The following is an 18841-nucleotide window of genomic DNA, read 5'->3' as shown; positions in this document are numbered from 1 at the left end:
ACCGAAAAACGTGCATAAGTTTTTTCGACCGTTGAAGACCGGCCCTTGCGGCCGGTTTTTTATGCACAGCTGTTTACTCTTCCCACAACGGCAACTGCAGGCTGAAAACCGTGCCTTGCCCGACCTCACTCGCACACTCGATCCGGCCCCCATGGCGGTCCATGACCGCCTTGACCATGGTCAGGCCCAACCCAAGGCCTTCGCTGCCCTGGGCCGAAGCAAAACGTCGGTATTGGCTGAACAGTTCGGGAAGCTCCTGGGCCGCGATGCCGGGCCCCTGGTCCTGGATATGACAGGCCAACCATTGGCCTTTGCGTTCGAGTCGCACCGTCACTGTGGTGCCGGATGGGCTGTACTTGATCGCATTCTCCATCAGGTTGAACAAGGCTCGGGTCAGTAGGGATTGATCCGCCAGGACCATGTCCTCACCCGCCTCGTCCAGGTCGTGGACCAATTGGATCTTTTTCAGTTGGGCCAGCAGCGCTACCTGGTCAAACGCATCGAGCACCAGCATGGCAAACAGGCTGGGCTCAAACTGGTAGCCGTCGGACTCGGCCTTGGCCAATTGAACGAACGACTCGGTCAAACTCAATGCCCGCCGCACTTGCTGTTCGATCTGGGTAAATACCTGCCAGACGTCAGAGGCCTCATGTCGCTGCACATCCAACAACGCCAGAATGGCTGAGTGGGGCGCCCGCAGATCATGGGAGAGGAAGCGCAGCAGGGTTTCACGTTGCTGTTGGGCGTCACGTTCGATACTCAGGTCAGTCAGGCTCAGCAGCCAACCCAACGCCACATCACCGTCGACCGGTAACAACGGTGCCAACTCCAGGCGCAGGCTGCGTTGCTGGGTGTCGCGGAACTCGACGATTTCCAGGGCTGACAGCGGCGTGCTCACCCCGCCTTGCAAGGGCGGGTAGCCCAATGCCTTGAGTTGCTGCAGCAGGTTCTCGGTAATCAGCTCGTTGCCAAACACATCCCGGGCAATGCGATTGGCCAGCAGGATCTCGCCCGTGGGATCGGTAATCAGGGTCGCGACCGGCAGGCACTCCAGGCCGTCGGCCATAAAACGCCGGGTGTCGCGGGTACGGCTGACCGCTTGCTCCAGGGCCACGATACGGCCCTGCAATACGTCGCCCTTGCTGACGGCGGCACGACGGCGTTCCGGCAGCACCTTGGGCTCACTGTCGAGGCGCGCCAACTCCCAGCCGAAATAGGCCAGGATTACGCTCAGGCGACGCCAGTTCCAGATCAGATAGCCGAGCAACATGCCGACCAACGTGGCTGCTGGCGACCACCAGAGCCCCAGGCGCAACAAGCCCCAGGAAGCGAGGAGGGCACCCACCATACAACCCAGGCTCAGCCACAGGGCATAACGCGGGCGCAACAGCAGTAGGCCCAGCAGCAATGCCACCAGCGAGGTGGACAGCAGCGTGGCCAGCCAGCCAGGCAACACGGTAATGCTGCGCCCTTGCAGCAGGCCGTTGAGAATATTGGCCTGGATCTCGACACCTGGGGTCGTGCCGACGCTGGCCGAAAGCGGTGTCACGTAGCGATCGCCCATGCCTGGCGCGGTGGCTCCCACCAGGATGATCCGATCGCGCAACAGTTGGGCCGGGACTTCACCGCGCAGCACGCTGACATAGGGCACGCTGGGAAAGCCGTTATCGGCGGCGATAAATGGAATGCGGATGGCATTGTCCCGTTGCCAATCACTGGTTTCAGAAGACGCTGGCAGCCCCGGCATGTCGGCCTGTTGGCCGGTCAGTTCGAAGGCCAGCCACGCCAACTGCGGGACCAGTTGCCCCGGCGGCCCTTCACGCAAATAGAGGCTGCGCACAATACCGTCGCTGTCCGCCTCCACGTTGATATGACCCACCGCCCCGGCACAGTCGCGCAGTGGCAGCACGGGGAGGATTTGCGTGAGGGGTTGCCCCAAGCGCGGCGTGCCTTCGCGAATCAACGGCAGCAGCACATTGCCGGCCTTGCAGATCGCCTGGGCCAGGCGCTGATCATTGGCCGGCTCGCGCGCCGGTTCGCTGAAGATCACATCGAGCAGGATCCCGGCAGGTTTTGCGGCACTCAATTGGTCGATCAGGTCGGCATGCAGACGCCGCGACCAAGGCCATTGGCCAAGCTCCCTGAGGCTCATGTCATCAATGCTCACCAACAGGATGCGCGGGTCCACCTGCAACGGCGCCATACGCCGCAAGCTGTCGTACAACAGGTTATTCAGGGACAGGCCAGGGCTCAGGGACAACAAGGCCGTCATCGGCAGCAGGAGCAGGCTGATCCACAGCCATTCCCTGACCAGCCCATTGAACAGGCGCTGGGCCTGGCTCGGCTGACGTTGTTCAGCCCGGCGCCACCACTTCACCGTCCCAACACCGCGGTGCTACTGCACACGGGTGGCAGGTGGGTAATAGAAGATGTCATAAACACCTGTTTCTCCTTCCAGTCCCTGGTCATCAAAGGCCGACACGCGCACGTGATAGAACGAGGCCTTGAGTCCAGTGAAGCTCAAGCGCGGTTCACTGGAGAAGTTTTCCTGCTTGATGTTCATGAAGGTTTTATCGGTAGCCACCTGCGCACGGTAGCGCTGGGCCCCCGGTTGCGGGTGCAGGATCAATGTCCAGACCGGCGCATCGCCTTTCTGACCGTCCTGGCCCATCAGGCGCGGAGCAGGCAATAAGTCGACCGTCTTCAACTCGCCCTGGGTCTTGAGCAACAACCCTTGTCGAGCGCCAACCTTTAGCTCACCGTCCACCGGCCCCGTCTGCGGTTTTTTCTTGAGCTGTTTACCCAGCGGTTGCGACTCGCTGCGGCTGGCGGCCACCTGGCCGTTGAGCACTTCGACAACCGATTGCTGATCGTCGTTACGCACACGGAAGTGCGTCCCGCGCACGCCAAGTACGCCCACCGGGGTCACGATCTGAAAACGGTCATAGTCACTGGCGCGCTTGAGAACGTAGGCTTCCACTTGCCCTTGTTGCAGGATCACCTGGGGAATCGCCTGTTCTTCCACCAAGTGCAGACGCACCTCGGAGCTGGAGGGCAGGACAACCCGCGAGCCGTCACCCAGCAACAAGCTGACAAACGCCGAGGGCGAGGTTTTTACGCTTTCCTGCTCATCAATCAGCATGCCTTCTTCCAACACGCTGGGGCGTCCCTTGGCATCTAGCTTCCAGGCTTCACCGGTCAGGTGCTGCACGACTGCCGGCAGCGGCTGTGCCCGGCACATCAGGTTGTCATCTATGTAGGGCGCACGCACAGGGGCAGGCTTGGCTAGAACGTGTGGGCTGTTGATCACAAGCGCCAGGGCCAGGCTTGAACCGAATAGAGAGGAAAGGGAATAGCGGCGAGGAAAGAGGGTCATGGCGCTCATCAAGGTTCTAGTTCTAAAGGTCCGTCAGACTGTACGTTCAGAAAGCGTCTTGCCGCGGCAGGACCTTGAATCTCGCCTACGATACCCGATGACGCATCGAACTCGATAGCCGTAGTGGCAGGGATGAGGTGCTCGGAAAGGTGACACATCCCTGTGTCTGCCGGATCGACGAGGCCGAACCGGATGTACATCGAAGAAATACTGTCCCTCACATCCCTCCGACAGCAGCCCGTAGCGAACCGCGGACTACAGATGATACGTCCGTGTATCGAGAGCGCTTCCCGCGCACGCCCTCCATGTGTCACTCAGCGAAAGAGAATTTACCTACAAGAGTGGTGCACAGGGGCGCAGCGCAACATTTGTTCAGATTTAGAAGATCCACCGTTGGTCCTGGTCGAGCACGCTACCGTGTTGAAAGGCATTGGGTGCATCAACTTCCCTGAGTCCGGCGTAACCAAGGCCGTCTACCGATTCGGCATACACCGACATTTCGTTAAGGGGGGCAGACGGCGCCGGGCTACACGCATCCACCATTTCCGTGCCAAAACCTGTTGCCGCAACCAGCACTAACATCTTTCCCCACACTCTGACCTTCTGCACAAGACTCACCTGTCCCGACAGCGCATAAAACCTGATTGCCATTGATCCTTTTCCTGAGGGGCTTGAGCCGGTATCTTTCCAGCTGGGTACGCGATGTTTAACGGCCTTAGGGCTATTTGATATCAGCGTACCGAGAGATGCAGGGAGCTTGAGAAACTGGCCATAATTGTTCAGATTCAACGGCGAACCAATGTTCTCTTCAACCGCTGCAACACTCTTCAAAAAGAAAGGACCCTGCCATGCGTGTCGCGATACTGGATGACGAACCTGCCGAATTGCGGCGGGTGGAACAGACTCTGCGACAAATCCCAAGTGCCTCGGAGCAGCCATGGACGCTGCATTGCTTCGAGCGTGGCGAAGACTTGCTGCGCCAACTGCGCCGAGAAACCTTCGACTTGCTGGTACTCGACTGGCAATTGCCGGACCTGAGCGGTATCGCGATCCTGCGCTGGACCCGTGAGCACATGGAGGCGCCGCCTCCGGTGATCATGCTTACCAGCCGCGACGCCGAGAGCGATATCGTCCAGGCCCTGAACAGCGGTGCAGATGACTATGTCAGCAAGCCGTTTCGTCCCAACGAGCTGAAGGCACGGGTCAGTGCCGTCCTGCGCCGTCACGGTCTGCAGAAATCGGCTGCCTCGGAAGTGCTGGTTTTCAACGACCTGACTTTCGACGATGCCGAGCTGACCGTCAGCCGCGCCGGTGATCCGATCAACCTGACCGAAAGGGAGTACCGCCTGGCACGCTGCCTGTTCGCCAACCTGGCGCGGCCGCTGTCACGGGAATATCTCTATGAGCGGTTCTGGACCCATGAAGAAATGGTGTCTTCACGGCCCTTGGATACCCATATTTATCGCCTACGAAACAAGCTTGGGCTGACGCCGGAACGAGGCTGGCAGCTGCTGACCATCTACGGCTACGGCTATCGTTTGGAGAGCGTGACTGCCGCTACGGCATAACAGATGTTCCACGTGGAGCATTTAAAAATGCGCAATAAAAAAGGCCAACGTTAAACGTTGGCCTTTTTGTTTCGCAAATGCGTTATCAGAAGTCCAGGTTGGACACTGCCAAGGCATTGCTCTCGATGAAGTCACGACGTGGCTCGACCGCGTCACCCATCAGGGTGTTGAAGATCTGGTCCGCGCCAATGGCGTCTTCGATGGTCACACGCAGCATGCGACGCTGCGCTGGGTCCATGGTGGTTTCCCACAGTTGATCCGGGTTCATTTCGCCCAGACCTTTGTATCGCTGGATGGTATGGCGCTTGGTGCTTTCCGCCATCAACCAGTCCAGTGCTTCCTTGAACTCCTTGACCTGCTTCTTGCGTTCGCCACGCTGAATATAAGCGCCGTCGTCGAGCAGGGTGCTCAGTTGCGCGCCCAGGGTAACCACGGTCTTGTAGTCGTTGCTGCCGAAGAAGTCACGGTTGAAGGTGACGTAGTTCGACAGGCCGTGGGAGATCAGTTCGACCTCTGGCAGCCAAACGTTACGTTCACGGTCTTCACGCAGGCTGGCTTTGTAAACCAGGCCAGACTTCTCAACGGTGCGCAGGCGAACTTCGTACTGGGCCAGCCAATCCTGCATCGCTGCGTGATCGCCCAACTGTTCCAGGCTGACGGCTGGCAGGTAGATGAAGTGTTCGGTCAGCTCCTGAGGGTACAGGCGCGACAAACGCTTGAGGGTCTTCATCACCATCCGGAAGTCGTTTACCAGACGCTCCAGCGCCTCACCGGAGATCCCCGGGGCTTCATCGTTCAAGTGCAGGCTGGCATCTTCCAGGGCCGACTGCGTCATGTACTCTTCCATGGCGTCGTCGTCTTTGATGTATTGCTCTTGCTTGCCCTTTTTCACTTTGTACAACGGTGGCTGGGCGATATAGATGTAGCCACGCTCGATCAACTCCGGCAACTGACGGAAGAAGAAGGTCAGCAGCAGGGTACGGATGTGCGAACCGTCGACGTCAGCATCGGTCATGATGATGATGTTGTGATAGCGCAACTTGTCGATGTTGTACTCGTCGCGACCAATGCCACAGCCCAGGGCGGTGATCAAGGTGCCGACTTCCTGGGAGGAAATCATCTTGTCGAAACGGGCTTTCTCGACGTTGAGGATCTTACCCTTCAACGGCAGGATCGCCTGGGTGCGGCGGTTACGACCCTGCTTGGCGGAACCGCCAGCAGAGTCACCTTCCACCAGGTACAGTTCGGAGAGGGCAGGGTCCTTCTCCTGGCAGTCCGCCAGTTTGCCCGGCAAGCCAGCGATATCCAGCGCACCTTTACGACGCGTCATTTCACGGGCTTTACGCGCCGCTTCACGAGCCCGTGCCGCATCGATCATCTTGCCGACGACCAACTTGGCTTCGTTAGGGTTTTCCAACAGGAAGTCGGAGAAATACTTGCCCATTTCCTGTTCAACAGCGGTCTTCACTTCAGAAGAAACCAGCTTGTCTTTGGTCTGGGAGCTGAACTTCGGATCCGGGACCTTGACCGAAATAATCGCAGTCAGGCCTTCACGGGCATCGTCACCGGTGGTGGCGACCTTGTGCTTCTTGGCCAGGCCTTCGGCTTCGATGTAGGTGTTCAGGTTGCGCGTCAGTGCAGAACGGAAACCCACCAAGTGAGTACCGCCGTCGCGCTGGGGAATGTTGTTGGTGAAGCACAACAGGTTCTCGTTGAAGCTGTCGTTCCATTGCAGGGCGATTTCCACGCCGATGCCGTCTTCACGCTGGATGTTGAAGTGGAACACCTGGTTGACCGCAGTCTTGTTGGTGTTCAGGTATTCAACGAATGCACGCAGACCACCTTCGTACTTGAACAGCTCTTCCTTGCCGCTGCGTTCGTCCTTGAGGACGATACCCACACCGGAGTTGAGGAACGACAGTTCACGAATCCGCTTGGCCAGGATGTCCCAGCTGAAGTGAATATTCTTGAAGGTGTCAGCCGAAGGCTTGAAGTGAATCTGGGTGCCGGTGGTTTCGCTGTCACCGACGATCGCCATGGGTGCCTGAGGTACGCCATGCACGTAAGTCTGTTCCCAGATCTTGCCGCTACGGCGAACGGTCAGGATCAACTCTTCTGACAGGGCGTTTACTACCGACACGCCTACACCGTGCAAACCGCCGGATACTTTATAGGAGTTGTCGTCGAACTTACCGCCGGCGTGGAGCACAGTCATGATGACCTCTGCCGCCGATACGCCTTCTTCTTTATGCACATCTACCGGAATGCCGCGACCGTTGTCACGCACGGTGATGGATTCGTCCGGGTGGATGATGATGCTGATGTCGTCACAATGGCCGGCGAGAGCTTCGTCGATGGAGTTGTCGACCACCTCGAACACCATGTGGTGCAGACCGCTACCATCATCGGTGTCGCCAATGTACATACCGGGACGTTTGCGTACGGCATCCAAACCTTTCAGCACTTTAATGCTGGTCGAGTCGTACGTGTTTTCTTCGCTCATGCCTTCACTCCCGATGGTCGTGGGTCTGGGTGATACGGCCTTGTTCCACGTGGAACAAAGCGACTGGCGTTTCCGTCTGCCAGCCTTCCCTCAATAATTCGTGGTCTACACAGGTAATAAATACCTGGCAGCGTAAGTCTTCCAACAAGCGGCATAGCGCGCGGCGGTGTTGCTCGTCCAGTTCGGACGGCAAATCATCCACCAGATAAATACATTGACCGCGTCGGGCCTGGCTAACCAAGTGCCCCTGGGCGATACGCAGCGCGCAGACCACTAGCTTCTGCTGACCACGGGACAAGATATCCGCGGCGTTATGAGCACCTAATCTAAGGCGCAAATCAGCGCGTTGCGGTCCTGCCTGGGTGTGGCCAATTTGCTGGTCCCGTTGCAAAGAGGTGGCGAGTACTGCACTCAAGTCACGCTCTTTGTCCCAACCACGGTAGTAGCTCAGCGTCAGCCCCTCGAGTTCCAGCAACTCACTCAAGGTCTGTTCAAAGACTGGTTTCAAGGCTTTGATATAGGTGCGGCGGTATTCATCTATTTCGTCGCTGGCCAGGCACAGTTCACGGTCCCAGGCCGCTTGCGAAGCGGCGTCAAGTGTACCATGCCGCAGCCATGAGTTCCGCTGCCGCAGGGCCTTCTGCAGGCGCTGCCAAGTGGCCATGAACCTCGGTTCCACGTGGAACACTCCCCAATCGAGGAACTGCCGGCGAATCTTGGGGGCACCTTCCAACAAACGGAAGCTGTCGGGGTTGATCAATTGCAGTGGCAGGATTTCCGCCAGTTGCGCCGCACTGCGCGCATTCTGCCCATCGATACGGATCTGGAACTCCCCCTGGCGATCACGGGATATCCCCAGGCTGCTATGCCCGCCTTGCGCCAGTTCAACCTGGCCAAATACGGTGCACGCCAATTGCTCGTACTGAATCACCGGTAACAGGCGGGCGCTGCGAAAGGAACGAGCCAGGCCCAACAAGTGAATGGCTTCCAGCACGCTGGTTTTGCCACTGCCGTTGGCGCCGTGGAGGATATTGATGCGGGGGGAGGGGGAGAAGGTCACCGGGTGCAGATTGCGCACCGCGGTGACCGAGACGCGACTGAGGGACATCTAGCTTCTGCTGAACATGATTACAGGCGCATCGGCATAACAACATAAGCCGAGTCGTCGTTATCGGATTCTTGCACCAGGGCGCTGCTGTTGGAGTCGGACAGGATCAGACGCACTTGCTCAGTGGTCATCACACCCAGCACATCAAGCAGGTAGCTGACGTTGAAACCAATCTCCAGCGAGCCACCGTTGTAATCAACGCTGATTTCTTCTTCGGCTTCTTCCTGCTCCGGGTTGTTGGCCTGGATTTTCAGCTGACCGTTGGCCAATTGCAGGCGAATACCCCGGTACTTTTCGTTGGACAAGATCGCGGTACGGCTGAACGCTTCACGCAGCGCCTGACGATCACCGATCACCAGCTTGTCGCCACCTTTGGGTAGCACACGCTCGTAATCCGGGAACTTGCCGTCTACCAGCTTGGAGGTGAAGGTGAACTCGCCAGTGGTCGCACGGATGTGATGCTGGCCCAGGACGATGCTGACGTTACCGTCCGGCTCGGTGAGCAGACGCGCGAGCTCCAGGATACCTTTGCGCGGCACGATCACCTGATGGCGATCCGGCTGGCCGATATCAGCCTTCATCGAGCACATGGCCAGGCGGTGACCGTCAGTGGCCACGGCACGGATGATGCCTTCAGAGACTTCCAGCAGCATGCCGTTGAGGTAGTAACGCACGTCCTGCTGGGCCATGGCGAAGCTGGTGCGCTCGATCAAACGACGCAGACGGCTTTGTTCCAGGCTGCAGGTCAGCGAACCCGGGCCTTCTTCCACAGTCGGGAAGTCGTTGGCCGGCAAGGTCGACAGGGTGAAACGACTGCGCCCGGCCTTGACCACCAACTTCTGCTCATCGACCTTGATGTCGATCAGCGCGTCGTTGGGCAGGCTTTTGCAGATGTCCATCAGCTTGCGCGCAGGCACGGTGATCTCACCGGGCTCAGCGGGTTCTTCCAGCTGTACACGACCAACCAGTTCGACTTCCAGGTCGGTACCGGTCAACGACAACTGCTGGCCTTCGACAACCAACAGTACGTTGGAAAGTACCGGCAAGGTCTGTCGGCGCTCGACGACGCCTGCGACCAGTTGCAGGGGTTTCAACAGGGCTTCGCGTTGAATGGTGAAATGCATGGTCTAGTCCCTTGCCTTAATAAGCTGCGCTGGTGTTCATCAAGTTGTCAGTGTACGCAGCAGGTTCTTGTAGTCCTCGCGAATATCCGCGTCGGATTCCTTAAGCTCGTTGATCTTGCGGCACGCGTGCAAGACCGTGGTGTGGTCGCGACCACCAAATACATCGCCGATTTCCGGCAGGCTGTGGTTGGTCAACTCCTTGGAGAGCGCCATGGCCACCTGACGCGGACGCGCTACCGAGCGCGAGCGGCGCTTGGACAGCAGGTCGGAAATCTTGATCTTGTAGTACTCGGCCACAGTGCGCTGAATGTTATCCACACTCACCAGTTTGTCTTGCAACGCCAGCAGGTCTTTGAGGGATTCGCGAATCAGCTCGATGGTGATATCGCGGCCCATGAAGTGCGAGTGAGCGATGACGCGCTTGAGCGCGCCTTCGAGCTCACGCACGTTGGAGCGGATGCGCTGGGCGATGAAGAATGCGGCGTCGTGAGGCAGATCGACTTTCGCCTGGTCGGCCTTTTTCATCAGGATCGCGACCCGGGTTTCCAGTTCCGGCGGCTCTACCGCAACGGTCAGGCCCCAACCGAAGCGCGATTTGAGACGCTCTTCCAGGCCCTCGATTTCCTTGGGGTAGCGATCGCTGGTGAGGATGACCTGCTGGCCACCTTCAAGCAGGGCGTTGAACGTGTGGAAAAACTCTTCCTGGGAACGTTCCTTGCGCGCGAAGAATTGAATGTCATCGATCAGCAGCGCATCGACGGAGCGATAGAAGCGTTTGAATTCGTTGATCGCATTGAGTTGCAACGCCTTGACCATGTCGGCCACGAAGCGCTCCGAGTGCAGGTACACGACCTTGGCATTCGGGTTCTTCTTTAATAGGTGGTTACCCACAGCGTGCATCAAGTGCGTCTTACCCAAGCCAACACCGCCGTAAAGGAAGAGTGGGTTGTAACCATGCTTGGGGTTGTCAGCAACCTGCCAGGCCGCAGCGCGGGCCAGCTGGTTGGATTTACCTTCGACGAAGTTTTCAAAGGTAAAGGTGCGGTTCAGGTAACTGGTGTGCTTGAGCGCACCCTCGACCTGGACCGTGCGCTGTTCGGCACGTACCGGCGCCTGCTGGGAGCTGGCTCCTGCCATCGGGTCGAAACTGTCGCGGGAGGGCTCTTCGCTGACTGGCGCGTTTTTCTGCGCGGCGGATTTCGTCGGCATAGACGCAGCGGGCGCCGGCGCATGATTGACCGGGGCAGAGGCAGCCTGGGCTTGCGACGCAGCGGCGGCAAGCGGCGCGTTGGGTGCGGCGCGAGGTACGGAGCTGCGTTTGCTGCCTATTAATAAGGAGAGCGCAGGAGCCATCCCATTACCATGTTCGTCGAACAATTCGAGAACGCGGCTCAGGTACTTCTCGTTGACCCAGTCGAGAACAAAACGATTGGGTGCGTAGACACGCAACTCGTCGCCTTCGGCTTCGACCTGTAGTGGACGGATCCAGGTGTTGAATTGCTGGGCAGGCAGCTCATCGCGCAAAAGCTCCACGCACTGCTGCCAAAGTTCCACTGACACGGATATCCCCTAAGTTGAAAGCCGGTGAGGCAAAAACAGCCGCCATTGTAGCGGCGAGCGGGCCACTTATCCACATGTAGGTTGCTCACAGGCCGCCAAGAATCAATGCCTTAACCGTAAAAAAGGCGACAAATGGTCTGTGCATAAGCTCTGTGGATAAGCGCCCCTAAGCTCGTTGTACAAGTGGGGTCGAAAGTCTGTGGGTAACTGGCCTGTGGATAAGTAGCCCTTCCACACACAGCTTATCCGACAGTGCAGCACAGGCAGAGCACTGCTTCTCCCCCGTGTTGTCATCCTCTGTACAGCGCGTGGAATATGGTCTCAAGCCAGTTATCCACAGATGATCGGCTCCCTAGCTTTTATAAGCTTTACAGAAAAGCTTTAAATAACTTCCTTCTTTATTTTTATATCTATGGCATTGCTCGTGAAAGCCGAACCTCATGGAATAGGCCCCAGGGCCTGCAGATATCTAATTGAAGGAATAGCTGGTTGGAAATTGACCTAGAGGCTTGCTTTCTCTAGAATCCCCGGTCTCTTAAAACGGGGGCCATTCCGGCCCGTTGTGGACGAACCAGGTAACACGCCATGAAACGTACTTTCCAACCAAGCACCATCAAACGCGCCCGTACTCACGGTTTCCGTGCTCGCATGGCTACCAAGAACGGCCGTGCTGTCCTGTCGCGTCGCCGCGCCAAAGGTCGTGCGCGTCTGGCAGTTTGATAATCCGGTACTGGTGGTGAGTCAGGACTTCAGTCGGGAAAAGCGTCTGCTAACCCCCCGGCACTTCAAGGCAGTCTTTGACTCCCCCACCGGCAAGGTTCCGGGGAAAAATCTCCTGCTCCTTGCGCGTAACAACGATCTGGATCACCCCCGTCTCGGGTTGGTGATCGGCAAGAAGAGCGTAAAGCTCTCCGTTGAGCGCAATCGCCTCAAGCGTCTGATGCGCGAATCGTTTCGCCTCCACCAGGACACTCTGGTTGGTTGGGATATTGTTATCGTCGCGCGCAAAGGCTTGGGGGACGTAGAAAACCCCGAATTGATTCAGCATTTCGGCAAGCTCTGGAAACGTTTGGCTCGCACCAGCAAGCCGACCCCAGCAGTCAGCCCCGAAACTGTAGGGGTAGACAGCACTGATGCGTAAACTGGCCCTCGTTCCGATCCAGTTTTACCGTTATGCCATCAGTCCGCTGATGGCCAGCCACTGTCGTTTCTACCCCAGTTGTTCCTGCTACGCGTATGAAGCCATAGAAAATCATGGCCTTCTGCGCGGTGGCTGGCTGACCTTTCGTCGTTTAGGTCGCTGTCATCCGTGGAATCCCGGTGGTTATGACCCGGTTCCGCCTATCCCTACCTCCCGTTCTTCTTCGATGGCCGAGTAATCATGGATATTAAACGCACGATCCTGATCGTCGCCCTGGCAATCGTGTCCTACGTTATGGTTCTGAAATGGAACCAGGACTATGGCCAGGCTGCCCTGCCGACTCAGAATGTTGCTACCAATCAGTCTGCTCCTGCTATTGCAGATGCACCGTTGGGTAACAATGCTTCCGCCAGTGCCGATGTACCCAGCGCGAATGCCGATACCAGCACCCCTGTAGACAACGCGGTCATCACCAATAAAGACCTCATCCACGTCAAAACGGATGTACTGGACCTGGCGATCGATCCACAGGGCGGCGATATTGCCCAGCTGAAATTGCCACTGTATCCACGTCGCCAAGACCATCCGGATGTTCCATTCCAGTTGTTCGATAACGGTGGCGAACGTGTTTATCTGGCGCAAAGCGGCCTGACTGGCACTGATGGTCCTGATGCTCGTGCTACCGGTCGTCCGGTTTATTCGACCGAACAGAAGACTTATCAACTGGCTGATGGCCAAAACCAGTTGAACGTCGACCTGAAATTCAGTCACGACGGCGTCAATTACATCAAGCGTTTCAGCTTCACTCGCGGTTTGTACGATCTGAAAGTCACCTACCTGATCGACAACACCAGCGAAAAAGCCTGGACTGGCAACCTGTTTGCCCAGCTCAAGCGTGACGGCAGCTCCGATCCGTCTTCCAGCACTGCCACTGGCACCGCGACTTACCTGGGCGCTGCCCTGTGGACAAGTAACGAGCCGTACAAAAAAGTGTCGATGAAAGATATCGACAAGGCCGCGCTGAAAGAAACGGTGCAAGGTGGTTGGGTAGCCTGGCTGCAACACTACTTTGTAACCGCGTGGATCCCGAACAAGGGTGAAGCCAACCTGGTTCAGACCCGCAAGGACAACCAGGGCAACTACATCATTGGTTTCACTGGCCCGGCGTTGACCGTTGCACCAGGCGCCAAGGCTGAAACCAGTGCCACCTTGTATGCCGGCCCGAAAAGCCAGGCGGTACTCAAGGAGTTATCCCCAGGTCTGGAATTGACTGTGGATTACGGCATCCTGTGGTTCATTGCCCAGCCAATCTTCTGGTTGCTGCAACATATCCACAGCATCGTCGGTAACTGGGGCTGGTCGATCATCTTCCTGACCATGCTGATCAAAGGGATTTTCTTCCCGCTGTCGGCTGCCAGCTACAAATCGATGGCCCGTATGCGTGCGGTTGCACCGAAACTGGCTGCACTGAAAGAGCAACATGGCGATGACCGGCAGAAGATGTCGCAAGCCATGATGGAGCTGTACAAGAAAGAGAAGATCAACCCGTTGGGTGGATGCTTGCCGATTCTGGTACAGATGCCGGTGTTCCTGTCGCTGTACTGGGTGCTCCTGGAAAGCGTGGAAATGCGCCAGGCGCCGTTCATGCTGTGGATAACTGACTTGTCGATCAAAGACCCGTTCTTTATCCTGCCGATCATCATGGGCGCGACCATGTTCATCCAGCAGCGTCTGAACCCGACTCCTCCGGATCCGATGCAGGCCAAGGTGATGAAAATGATGCCAATCATCTTCACCTTCTTCTTCCTGTGGTTCCCGGCTGGTCTGGTCCTGTACTGGGTGGTCAACAACGTGTTGTCGATCTCTCAACAGTGGTACATCACACGTAAGATCGAAGCGGCTGCCAAAAAAGCCGAGGCGTAACTTACTCTGTGGATAACCACTCAAGACGCCCCCTCGTGGGGCGTTTTGCATTCTGTCACTTTTATCTGGGAAACCGCTGATGAGCGCTCCTCGTGAAACCATCGCTGCCGTCGCCACCGCCCAGGGCCGGGGCGGTGTCGGTATCGTTCGAATTTCCGGACCGCTGGCCGGCATTGCCGCCAAGGCTATCAGCGGGCGCGAGCTGAAGCCCCGGTATGCGCATTACGGGCCCTTTTTTGCTGAAGACCTCGAGGTGCTGGATGAAGGCCTGGCCCTGTATTTTCCCGGGCCTAACTCGTTCACCGGCGAGGATGTGCTGGAACTGCAGGGCCATGGCGGTCCTGTGGTGCTGGACATGCTGCTGCAGCGCTGCCTGCAATTGGGCTGCCGCCTGGCCCGGCCGGGTGAATTCAGCGAGCGCGCGTTCCTCAATGACAAGCTCGACCTGGCCCAGGCCGAGGCCATCGCCGACCTGATCGAGGCCAGTTCTGCACAGGCCGCACGCAATGCCCTGCGCTCGTTGCAGGGGGCGTTTTCCCTGCGTGTGCATAACCTCACCGAGCAACTGATCAGTTTGCGCATCTATGTCGAGGCAGCCATTGATTTCCCGGAAGAAGAAATCGACTTTCTCGCCGATGGTCATGTCCTAGCCATGCTCGATAAGGTCCGCGATGAGTTATCCACAGTACTGAAGGAAGCCGGGCAGGGCGCATTGCTGCGCGACGGTATGACTGTGGTGATTGCTGGCCGGCCCAACGCCGGCAAGTCGAGTTTGCTCAACACTCTTGCGGGGCGTGAAGCGGCCATTGTCACCGAGATTGCCGGTACCACCCGGGATATCCTGCGCGAGCACATCCATATCGATGGCATGCCGCTGCACGTGGTCGATACTGCCGGTTTGCGCGATACCGATGACCAGGTGGAAAAAATCGGTGTGGAACGGGCGCTCAAGGCCATCGGTGAAGCAGATCGGGTGCTGTTGGTGGTGGATGCCACAGCACCTGAGGCTGTGGATCCTTTTGCCCTGTGGCCCGAATTCCTTGAACAACGGCCGGACCCGGCCAAAGTCACGCTGATTCGCAACAAAGCCGACCTCACGGGGGAAGCCATTGCCCTGGAAGTCAGCGACGATGGCCATGTCACGATCAGCCTCAGCGCCAAGTCTGCCGGCGATGGCCTGGAACTGCTACGTGATCATCTCAAGGCGTGCATGGGTTATGAACAGACCTCGGAGAGCAGCTTCAGTGCTCGTCGCAGGCACCTTGAGGCCCTACGCCATGCCAGCGCCGCCCTTGAGCACGGCAGAGCACAGCTGACGCTGGCGGGCGCGGGAGAGCTGTTGGCCGAAGACTTACGGCAGGCCCAGCAACTGCTGGGGGAAATTACCGGGGCGTTCAGCTCTGATGATCTGCTCGGCAGGATCTTTTCCAGCTTCTGCATCGGTAAATAACCCTTCGCTGTTCACAGACAGGCAATGGGTGCCTGTCTGTTTCGTCCGTTTCAGGGCACACCTTCGCATTTCCTCAAATTTACCTCCCCCAAGGCTGCCTTGCCGTGGGTGAAATTTGCCGTGTGTGACACTTTTCTGTGGATTAAGCCCTGTGAATAACCGCCCTTGTGCCCAGTTGATAACAGGGCTCGAAACCTGAGTAAAAACCCGCCTGTGGATAAGCACCTGTTTAATCCACAGGCTTAAAGCACTTATCCAAGGGCCTCATTGGCACCTAACCACAGACTTTTGAATCTCTGTACAGCACGTAAATAAAGGCCTATAGAGATCTATCCACAGAAAGTAGGCTCAGTAGAAATAAACATAAAAACAAAGATTTAATAAATTTCTCTCTTTTAATTTCTATTACCTCTGATTCATCCACAGCTGGTTAAATTTTGTGCAAAGGGTTCTTTAGGAAGGGCTAAGTCCCTATACTTGCCGCCATAGCTCCAAAACTCTTTCAACAGACAATTCCTGATTACCTACATAAGCAGGCACGAGGTGCGTGGTGGATTTCCCTTCCCGTTTTGAAGTGATCGTCATCGGCGGCGGTCATGCCGGTACCGAGGCAGCACTGGCGTCAGCCCGCATGGGGGTCAAAACCCTGTTGCTGACGCACAACGTGGAAACCCTTGGTGCCATGAGTTGCAACCCCGCCATTGGTGGGATCGGCAAAAGCCACCTGGTCAAGGAAATCGACGCCCTTGGCGGTGTGATGGCCATGGCTACCGACAAGGGTGGTATTCAATTTCGTGTGCTCAACAGCCGCAAAGGCCCGGCCGTACGTGCTACTCGAGCACAAGCCGACCGCATTCTGTACAAGGCGGCAGTACGCGAAACCCTGGAAAACCAGGCCAACCTGTGGATATTTCAGCAAGCTGCTGACGACCTGATCGTCGAGCAGGACCAGGTTCGCGGCGTTGTCACGCAAATGGGCCTGCGTTTTTTTGCAGAATCCGTGGTGCTGACCACCGGTACCTTCCTCGGTGGACTTATCCACATCGGGATGCAGAACTATTCGGGTGGCCGTGCCGGTGATCCGCCGTCCATTGCCCTTGCTCATCGCCTGCGCGAACTGCCACTGCGTGTCGGTCGCCTGAAAACCGGGACCCCGCCGCGTATCGACGGGCGTTCTGTGGATTTCTCGGTAATGACCGAGCAAGCCGGGGATACGCCGATCCCGGTGATGTCGTTCATGGGGTCCAAGGAGCAGCACCCGAAACAGGTGAGTTGCTGGATTACCCACACCAATGCGCGTACCCACGAAATCATCGCGGCCAACCTTGATCGTTCGCCGATGTATTCCGGGGTGATTGAGGGCATCGGCCCGCGCTATTGCCCGTCGATCGAAGACAAGATCCACCGCTTTGCCGACAAGGAAAGCCACCAGGTCTTTATCGAGCCGGAGGGTTTGACTACCCACGAGCTGTACCCGAACGGGATTTCCACTTCCCTGCCGTTCGACGTGCAAATCCAGATCGTGCAGTCGATTCGCGGCATGGAAAACGCGCACATCGTGCGACCTGGCTACGCCATCGAGTACGACTACTTCGATCCACGGGACTTGAAATACAGCCTGGAAACCAAAGTGATCGGCGGCCTGTTCTTCGCCGGGCAAATCAACGGCACCACCGGTTACGAAGAAGCCGGCGCCCAGGGTTTGCTGGCCGGGACCAATGCGGCATTGCGCGCCCAGGGCAAAGACAGCTGGTGCCCGCGTCGCGATGAAGCGTACATCGGGGTGTTGGTTGACGACCTGATTACCCTGGGTACCCAGGAACCGTATCGGATGTTCACTTCCCGGGCCGAATATCGCCTGATCCTGCGCGAAGACAACGCCGACCTGCGCCTGACCGAAAAAGGTCGCGAGCTGGGCCTGGTCGATGACGCGCGTTGGGCAGCGTTCTGCAAAAAACGCGAAAGCATCGAACTGGAAGAGCAGCGCCTGAAAAGTACTTGGGTGCGTCCGGGTACTGAGCAAGGCGATGCCATTGCCGAAAAATTTGGCACGCCGCTGACCCACGAGTACAACCTGTTGAACCTGCTGTCCCGTCCGGAAATCGACTACGTTGGTCTGGTCGAAGTCACTGGCGGCGGCGCAGAAGATCCACAGGTGGCCGAGCAGGTCGAAATCAAGACCAAATATGCCGGTTACATTGATCGTCAGCAGGACGAGATCGCTCGACTGCGCGCCAGTGAAGACACCAAGCTGCCTGTGGATATCGATTACACCGGGATTTCCGGTCTGTCGAAAGAAATTCAAAGCAAGCTGGGGATAACTCGTCCCGAGACCCTGGGCCAGGCTTCCCGTATCCCGGGCGTCACCCCGGCAGCCATTTCGCTGTTGATGATTCATTTGAAAAAACGCGGCGCGGGCCGTCAGTTGGAGCAAAGCGCTTGAGTTCGTTGGTCACCTTGCAACACGCCGAAGAGTTATCCACAGGTGCGCGCCAATTGGGCGTGGAACTGACCGAAGCCCAGCATGAGTTGCTGTTGGGCTATCTGGCCCTGTTGATCAAATGGAACAAGGCCTACAACCTGACTGCGGTGCGCGATCCGGACGAAATGGTTTCGCGGCATTTGCTCGACAGCTTGAGCGTGATGCCATTCATCGAAAACGGGCGCTGGCTGGACGTTGGCAGTGGCGGAGGCATGCCTGGCATCCCGCTGGCCATCCTGTTTCCCGAGTCGCAAGTGACATGTCTGGACAGCAACGGTAAGAAAACCCGCTTCCTGACCCAGGTCAAACTCGAACTCAAGCTGGACAACCTGCAAGTTATCCACAGCCGCGTAGAAGCCTTCACGCCTGAGCAGCCCTTCAATGGAATTGTTTCCAGGGCCTTCAGCAGCATGGAGAACTTCAGCAACTGGACGCGCCACCTGGGCGACCTGAACACCCGTTGGCTGGCAATGAAGGGCGTTCATCCAAGCGACGAGCTGTTAGCATTGCCGGCAGACTTCCACCTCGATAGCGAACACGCCTTGGCCGTACCCGGTTGCCAAGGCCAACGCCATCTGCTGATACTGCGCCGCACGGCATGATTGG

Annotated in this window: 15 protein-coding genes; 8 read left to right on the top strand and 7 right to left on the bottom strand. The window is 57.5% G+C overall.

What is annotated here, in order from left to right; translation table 11 throughout:
* Positions 1-73: 73 nt before the first annotated feature.
* The 3 genes from GDV60_RS00910 to GDV60_RS00900 form a co-directional block, all read right to left on the bottom strand.
* Positions 74-2377: a CHASE2 domain-containing protein gene (locus GDV60_RS00910; RefSeq protein ID WP_159905999.1), complete on the bottom strand. Its 2304-nt coding sequence runs from the start codon at positions 2375-2377 to the stop codon at positions 74-76.
* Between the two features lie 18 nt (positions 2378-2395).
* Complete coding sequence (locus GDV60_RS00905; RefSeq protein ID WP_029290203.1) at positions 2396-3385, bottom strand: FecR domain-containing protein; 990 nt, start codon at positions 3383-3385, stop codon at positions 2396-2398.
* Positions 3386-3754: 369 nt separating this feature from the next.
* Positions 3755-4207: a hypothetical protein gene (locus GDV60_RS00900; protein ID WP_133715196.1), complete on the bottom strand. Its 453-nt coding sequence runs from the start codon at positions 4205-4207 to the stop codon at positions 3755-3757.
* Between the two features lie 17 nt (positions 4208-4224).
* Between GDV60_RS00900 and GDV60_RS00895 the strand changes: the two genes are divergently transcribed.
* Positions 4225-4944, top strand: a complete 720-nt coding sequence (locus GDV60_RS00895) for a response regulator transcription factor (RefSeq protein WP_029290199.1) — start codon at positions 4225-4227, stop codon at positions 4942-4944.
* 85 nt (positions 4945-5029) lie between these two features.
* Here the strand turns inward: GDV60_RS00895 and gyrB are convergent, their stop codons facing one another.
* Genes gyrB through dnaA form a run of 4 tightly spaced genes read right to left on the bottom strand, consistent with a single transcriptional unit; the run spans position 5030 to position 11239 of the window.
* A complete protein-coding gene (gyrB, locus tag GDV60_RS00890) occupies positions 5030-7447 on the bottom strand; it encodes a DNA topoisomerase (ATP-hydrolyzing) subunit B (RefSeq protein WP_032857164.1) in 2418 nt (805 codons plus the stop codon).
* Positions 7448-7451: 4 nt separating this feature from the next.
* Complete coding sequence (gene recF, locus GDV60_RS00885; protein ID WP_029290195.1) at positions 7452-8555, bottom strand: DNA replication/repair protein RecF; 1104 nt, start codon at positions 8553-8555, stop codon at positions 7452-7454.
* Between the two features lie 20 nt (positions 8556-8575).
* Positions 8576-9679, bottom strand: coding sequence for a DNA polymerase III subunit beta (gene dnaN, locus GDV60_RS00880; protein WP_029290193.1), 1104 nt, complete (start codon positions 9677-9679; stop codon positions 8576-8578).
* Between the two features lie 39 nt (positions 9680-9718).
* Positions 9719-11239 carry a chromosomal replication initiator protein DnaA gene (dnaA, locus tag GDV60_RS00875; RefSeq protein ID WP_029290191.1) on the bottom strand — a complete coding sequence of 507 codons (1521 nt, stop codon included), beginning with the start codon at positions 11237-11239 and terminating at the stop codon, positions 9719-9721.
* A gap of 585 nt (positions 11240-11824) precedes the next feature.
* Between dnaA and rpmH the strand changes: the two genes are divergently transcribed.
* From rpmH to rsmG, 7 genes are all read left to right on the top strand, one after another.
* Positions 11825-11959 (top strand): 50S ribosomal protein L34, encoded by a 135-nt coding sequence (gene rpmH / locus GDV60_RS00870; RefSeq protein ID WP_003213577.1) that lies wholly within the window; start codon positions 11825-11827, stop codon positions 11957-11959.
* Positions 11960-11975: 16 nt separating this feature from the next.
* Positions 11976-12380, top strand: coding sequence for a ribonuclease P protein component (rnpA, locus tag GDV60_RS00865; RefSeq protein ID WP_029290189.1), 405 nt, complete (start codon positions 11976-11978; stop codon positions 12378-12380).
* On the top strand, positions 12373-12618 hold the full coding sequence (yidD, locus tag GDV60_RS00860) for a membrane protein insertion efficiency factor YidD (RefSeq protein ID WP_010465488.1): 246 nt from the start codon (positions 12373-12375) through the stop codon (positions 12616-12618). Before rnpA ends, yidD begins: the two co-directional genes overlap by 8 nt.
* 2 nt (positions 12619-12620) lie before the next feature.
* A complete protein-coding gene (gene yidC / locus GDV60_RS00855; protein WP_029290187.1) occupies positions 12621-14303 on the top strand; it encodes a membrane protein insertase YidC in 1683 nt (560 codons plus the stop codon).
* Positions 14304-14382: 79 nt separating this feature from the next.
* Positions 14383-15753 (top strand): tRNA uridine-5-carboxymethylaminomethyl(34) synthesis GTPase MnmE, encoded by a 1371-nt coding sequence (mnmE, locus tag GDV60_RS00850; protein WP_159905997.1) that lies wholly within the window; start codon positions 14383-14385, stop codon positions 15751-15753.
* 550 nt (positions 15754-16303) lie between these two features.
* On the top strand, positions 16304-18196 hold the full coding sequence (gene mnmG / locus GDV60_RS00845) for a tRNA uridine-5-carboxymethylaminomethyl(34) synthesis enzyme MnmG (RefSeq protein WP_159905995.1): 1893 nt from the start codon (positions 16304-16306) through the stop codon (positions 18194-18196).
* On the top strand, positions 18193-18837 hold the full coding sequence (gene rsmG, locus GDV60_RS00840) for a 16S rRNA (guanine(527)-N(7))-methyltransferase RsmG (RefSeq protein WP_104911259.1): 645 nt from the start codon (positions 18193-18195) through the stop codon (positions 18835-18837). The genes mnmG and rsmG overlap by 4 nt, the downstream gene beginning before the upstream one ends.
* Positions 18838-18841 lie beyond the last annotated feature (4 nt).

The sequence above is a fragment of the Pseudomonas sp. DTU12.1 genome (assembly GCF_009873475.1).
Classification (GTDB): domain Bacteria; phylum Pseudomonadota; class Gammaproteobacteria; order Pseudomonadales; family Pseudomonadaceae; genus Aquipseudomonas; species Aquipseudomonas proteolytica.
Note: the sequence above shows the minus strand (reverse complement) of the source record. Positions and strands in the feature narration are given on the sequence as shown.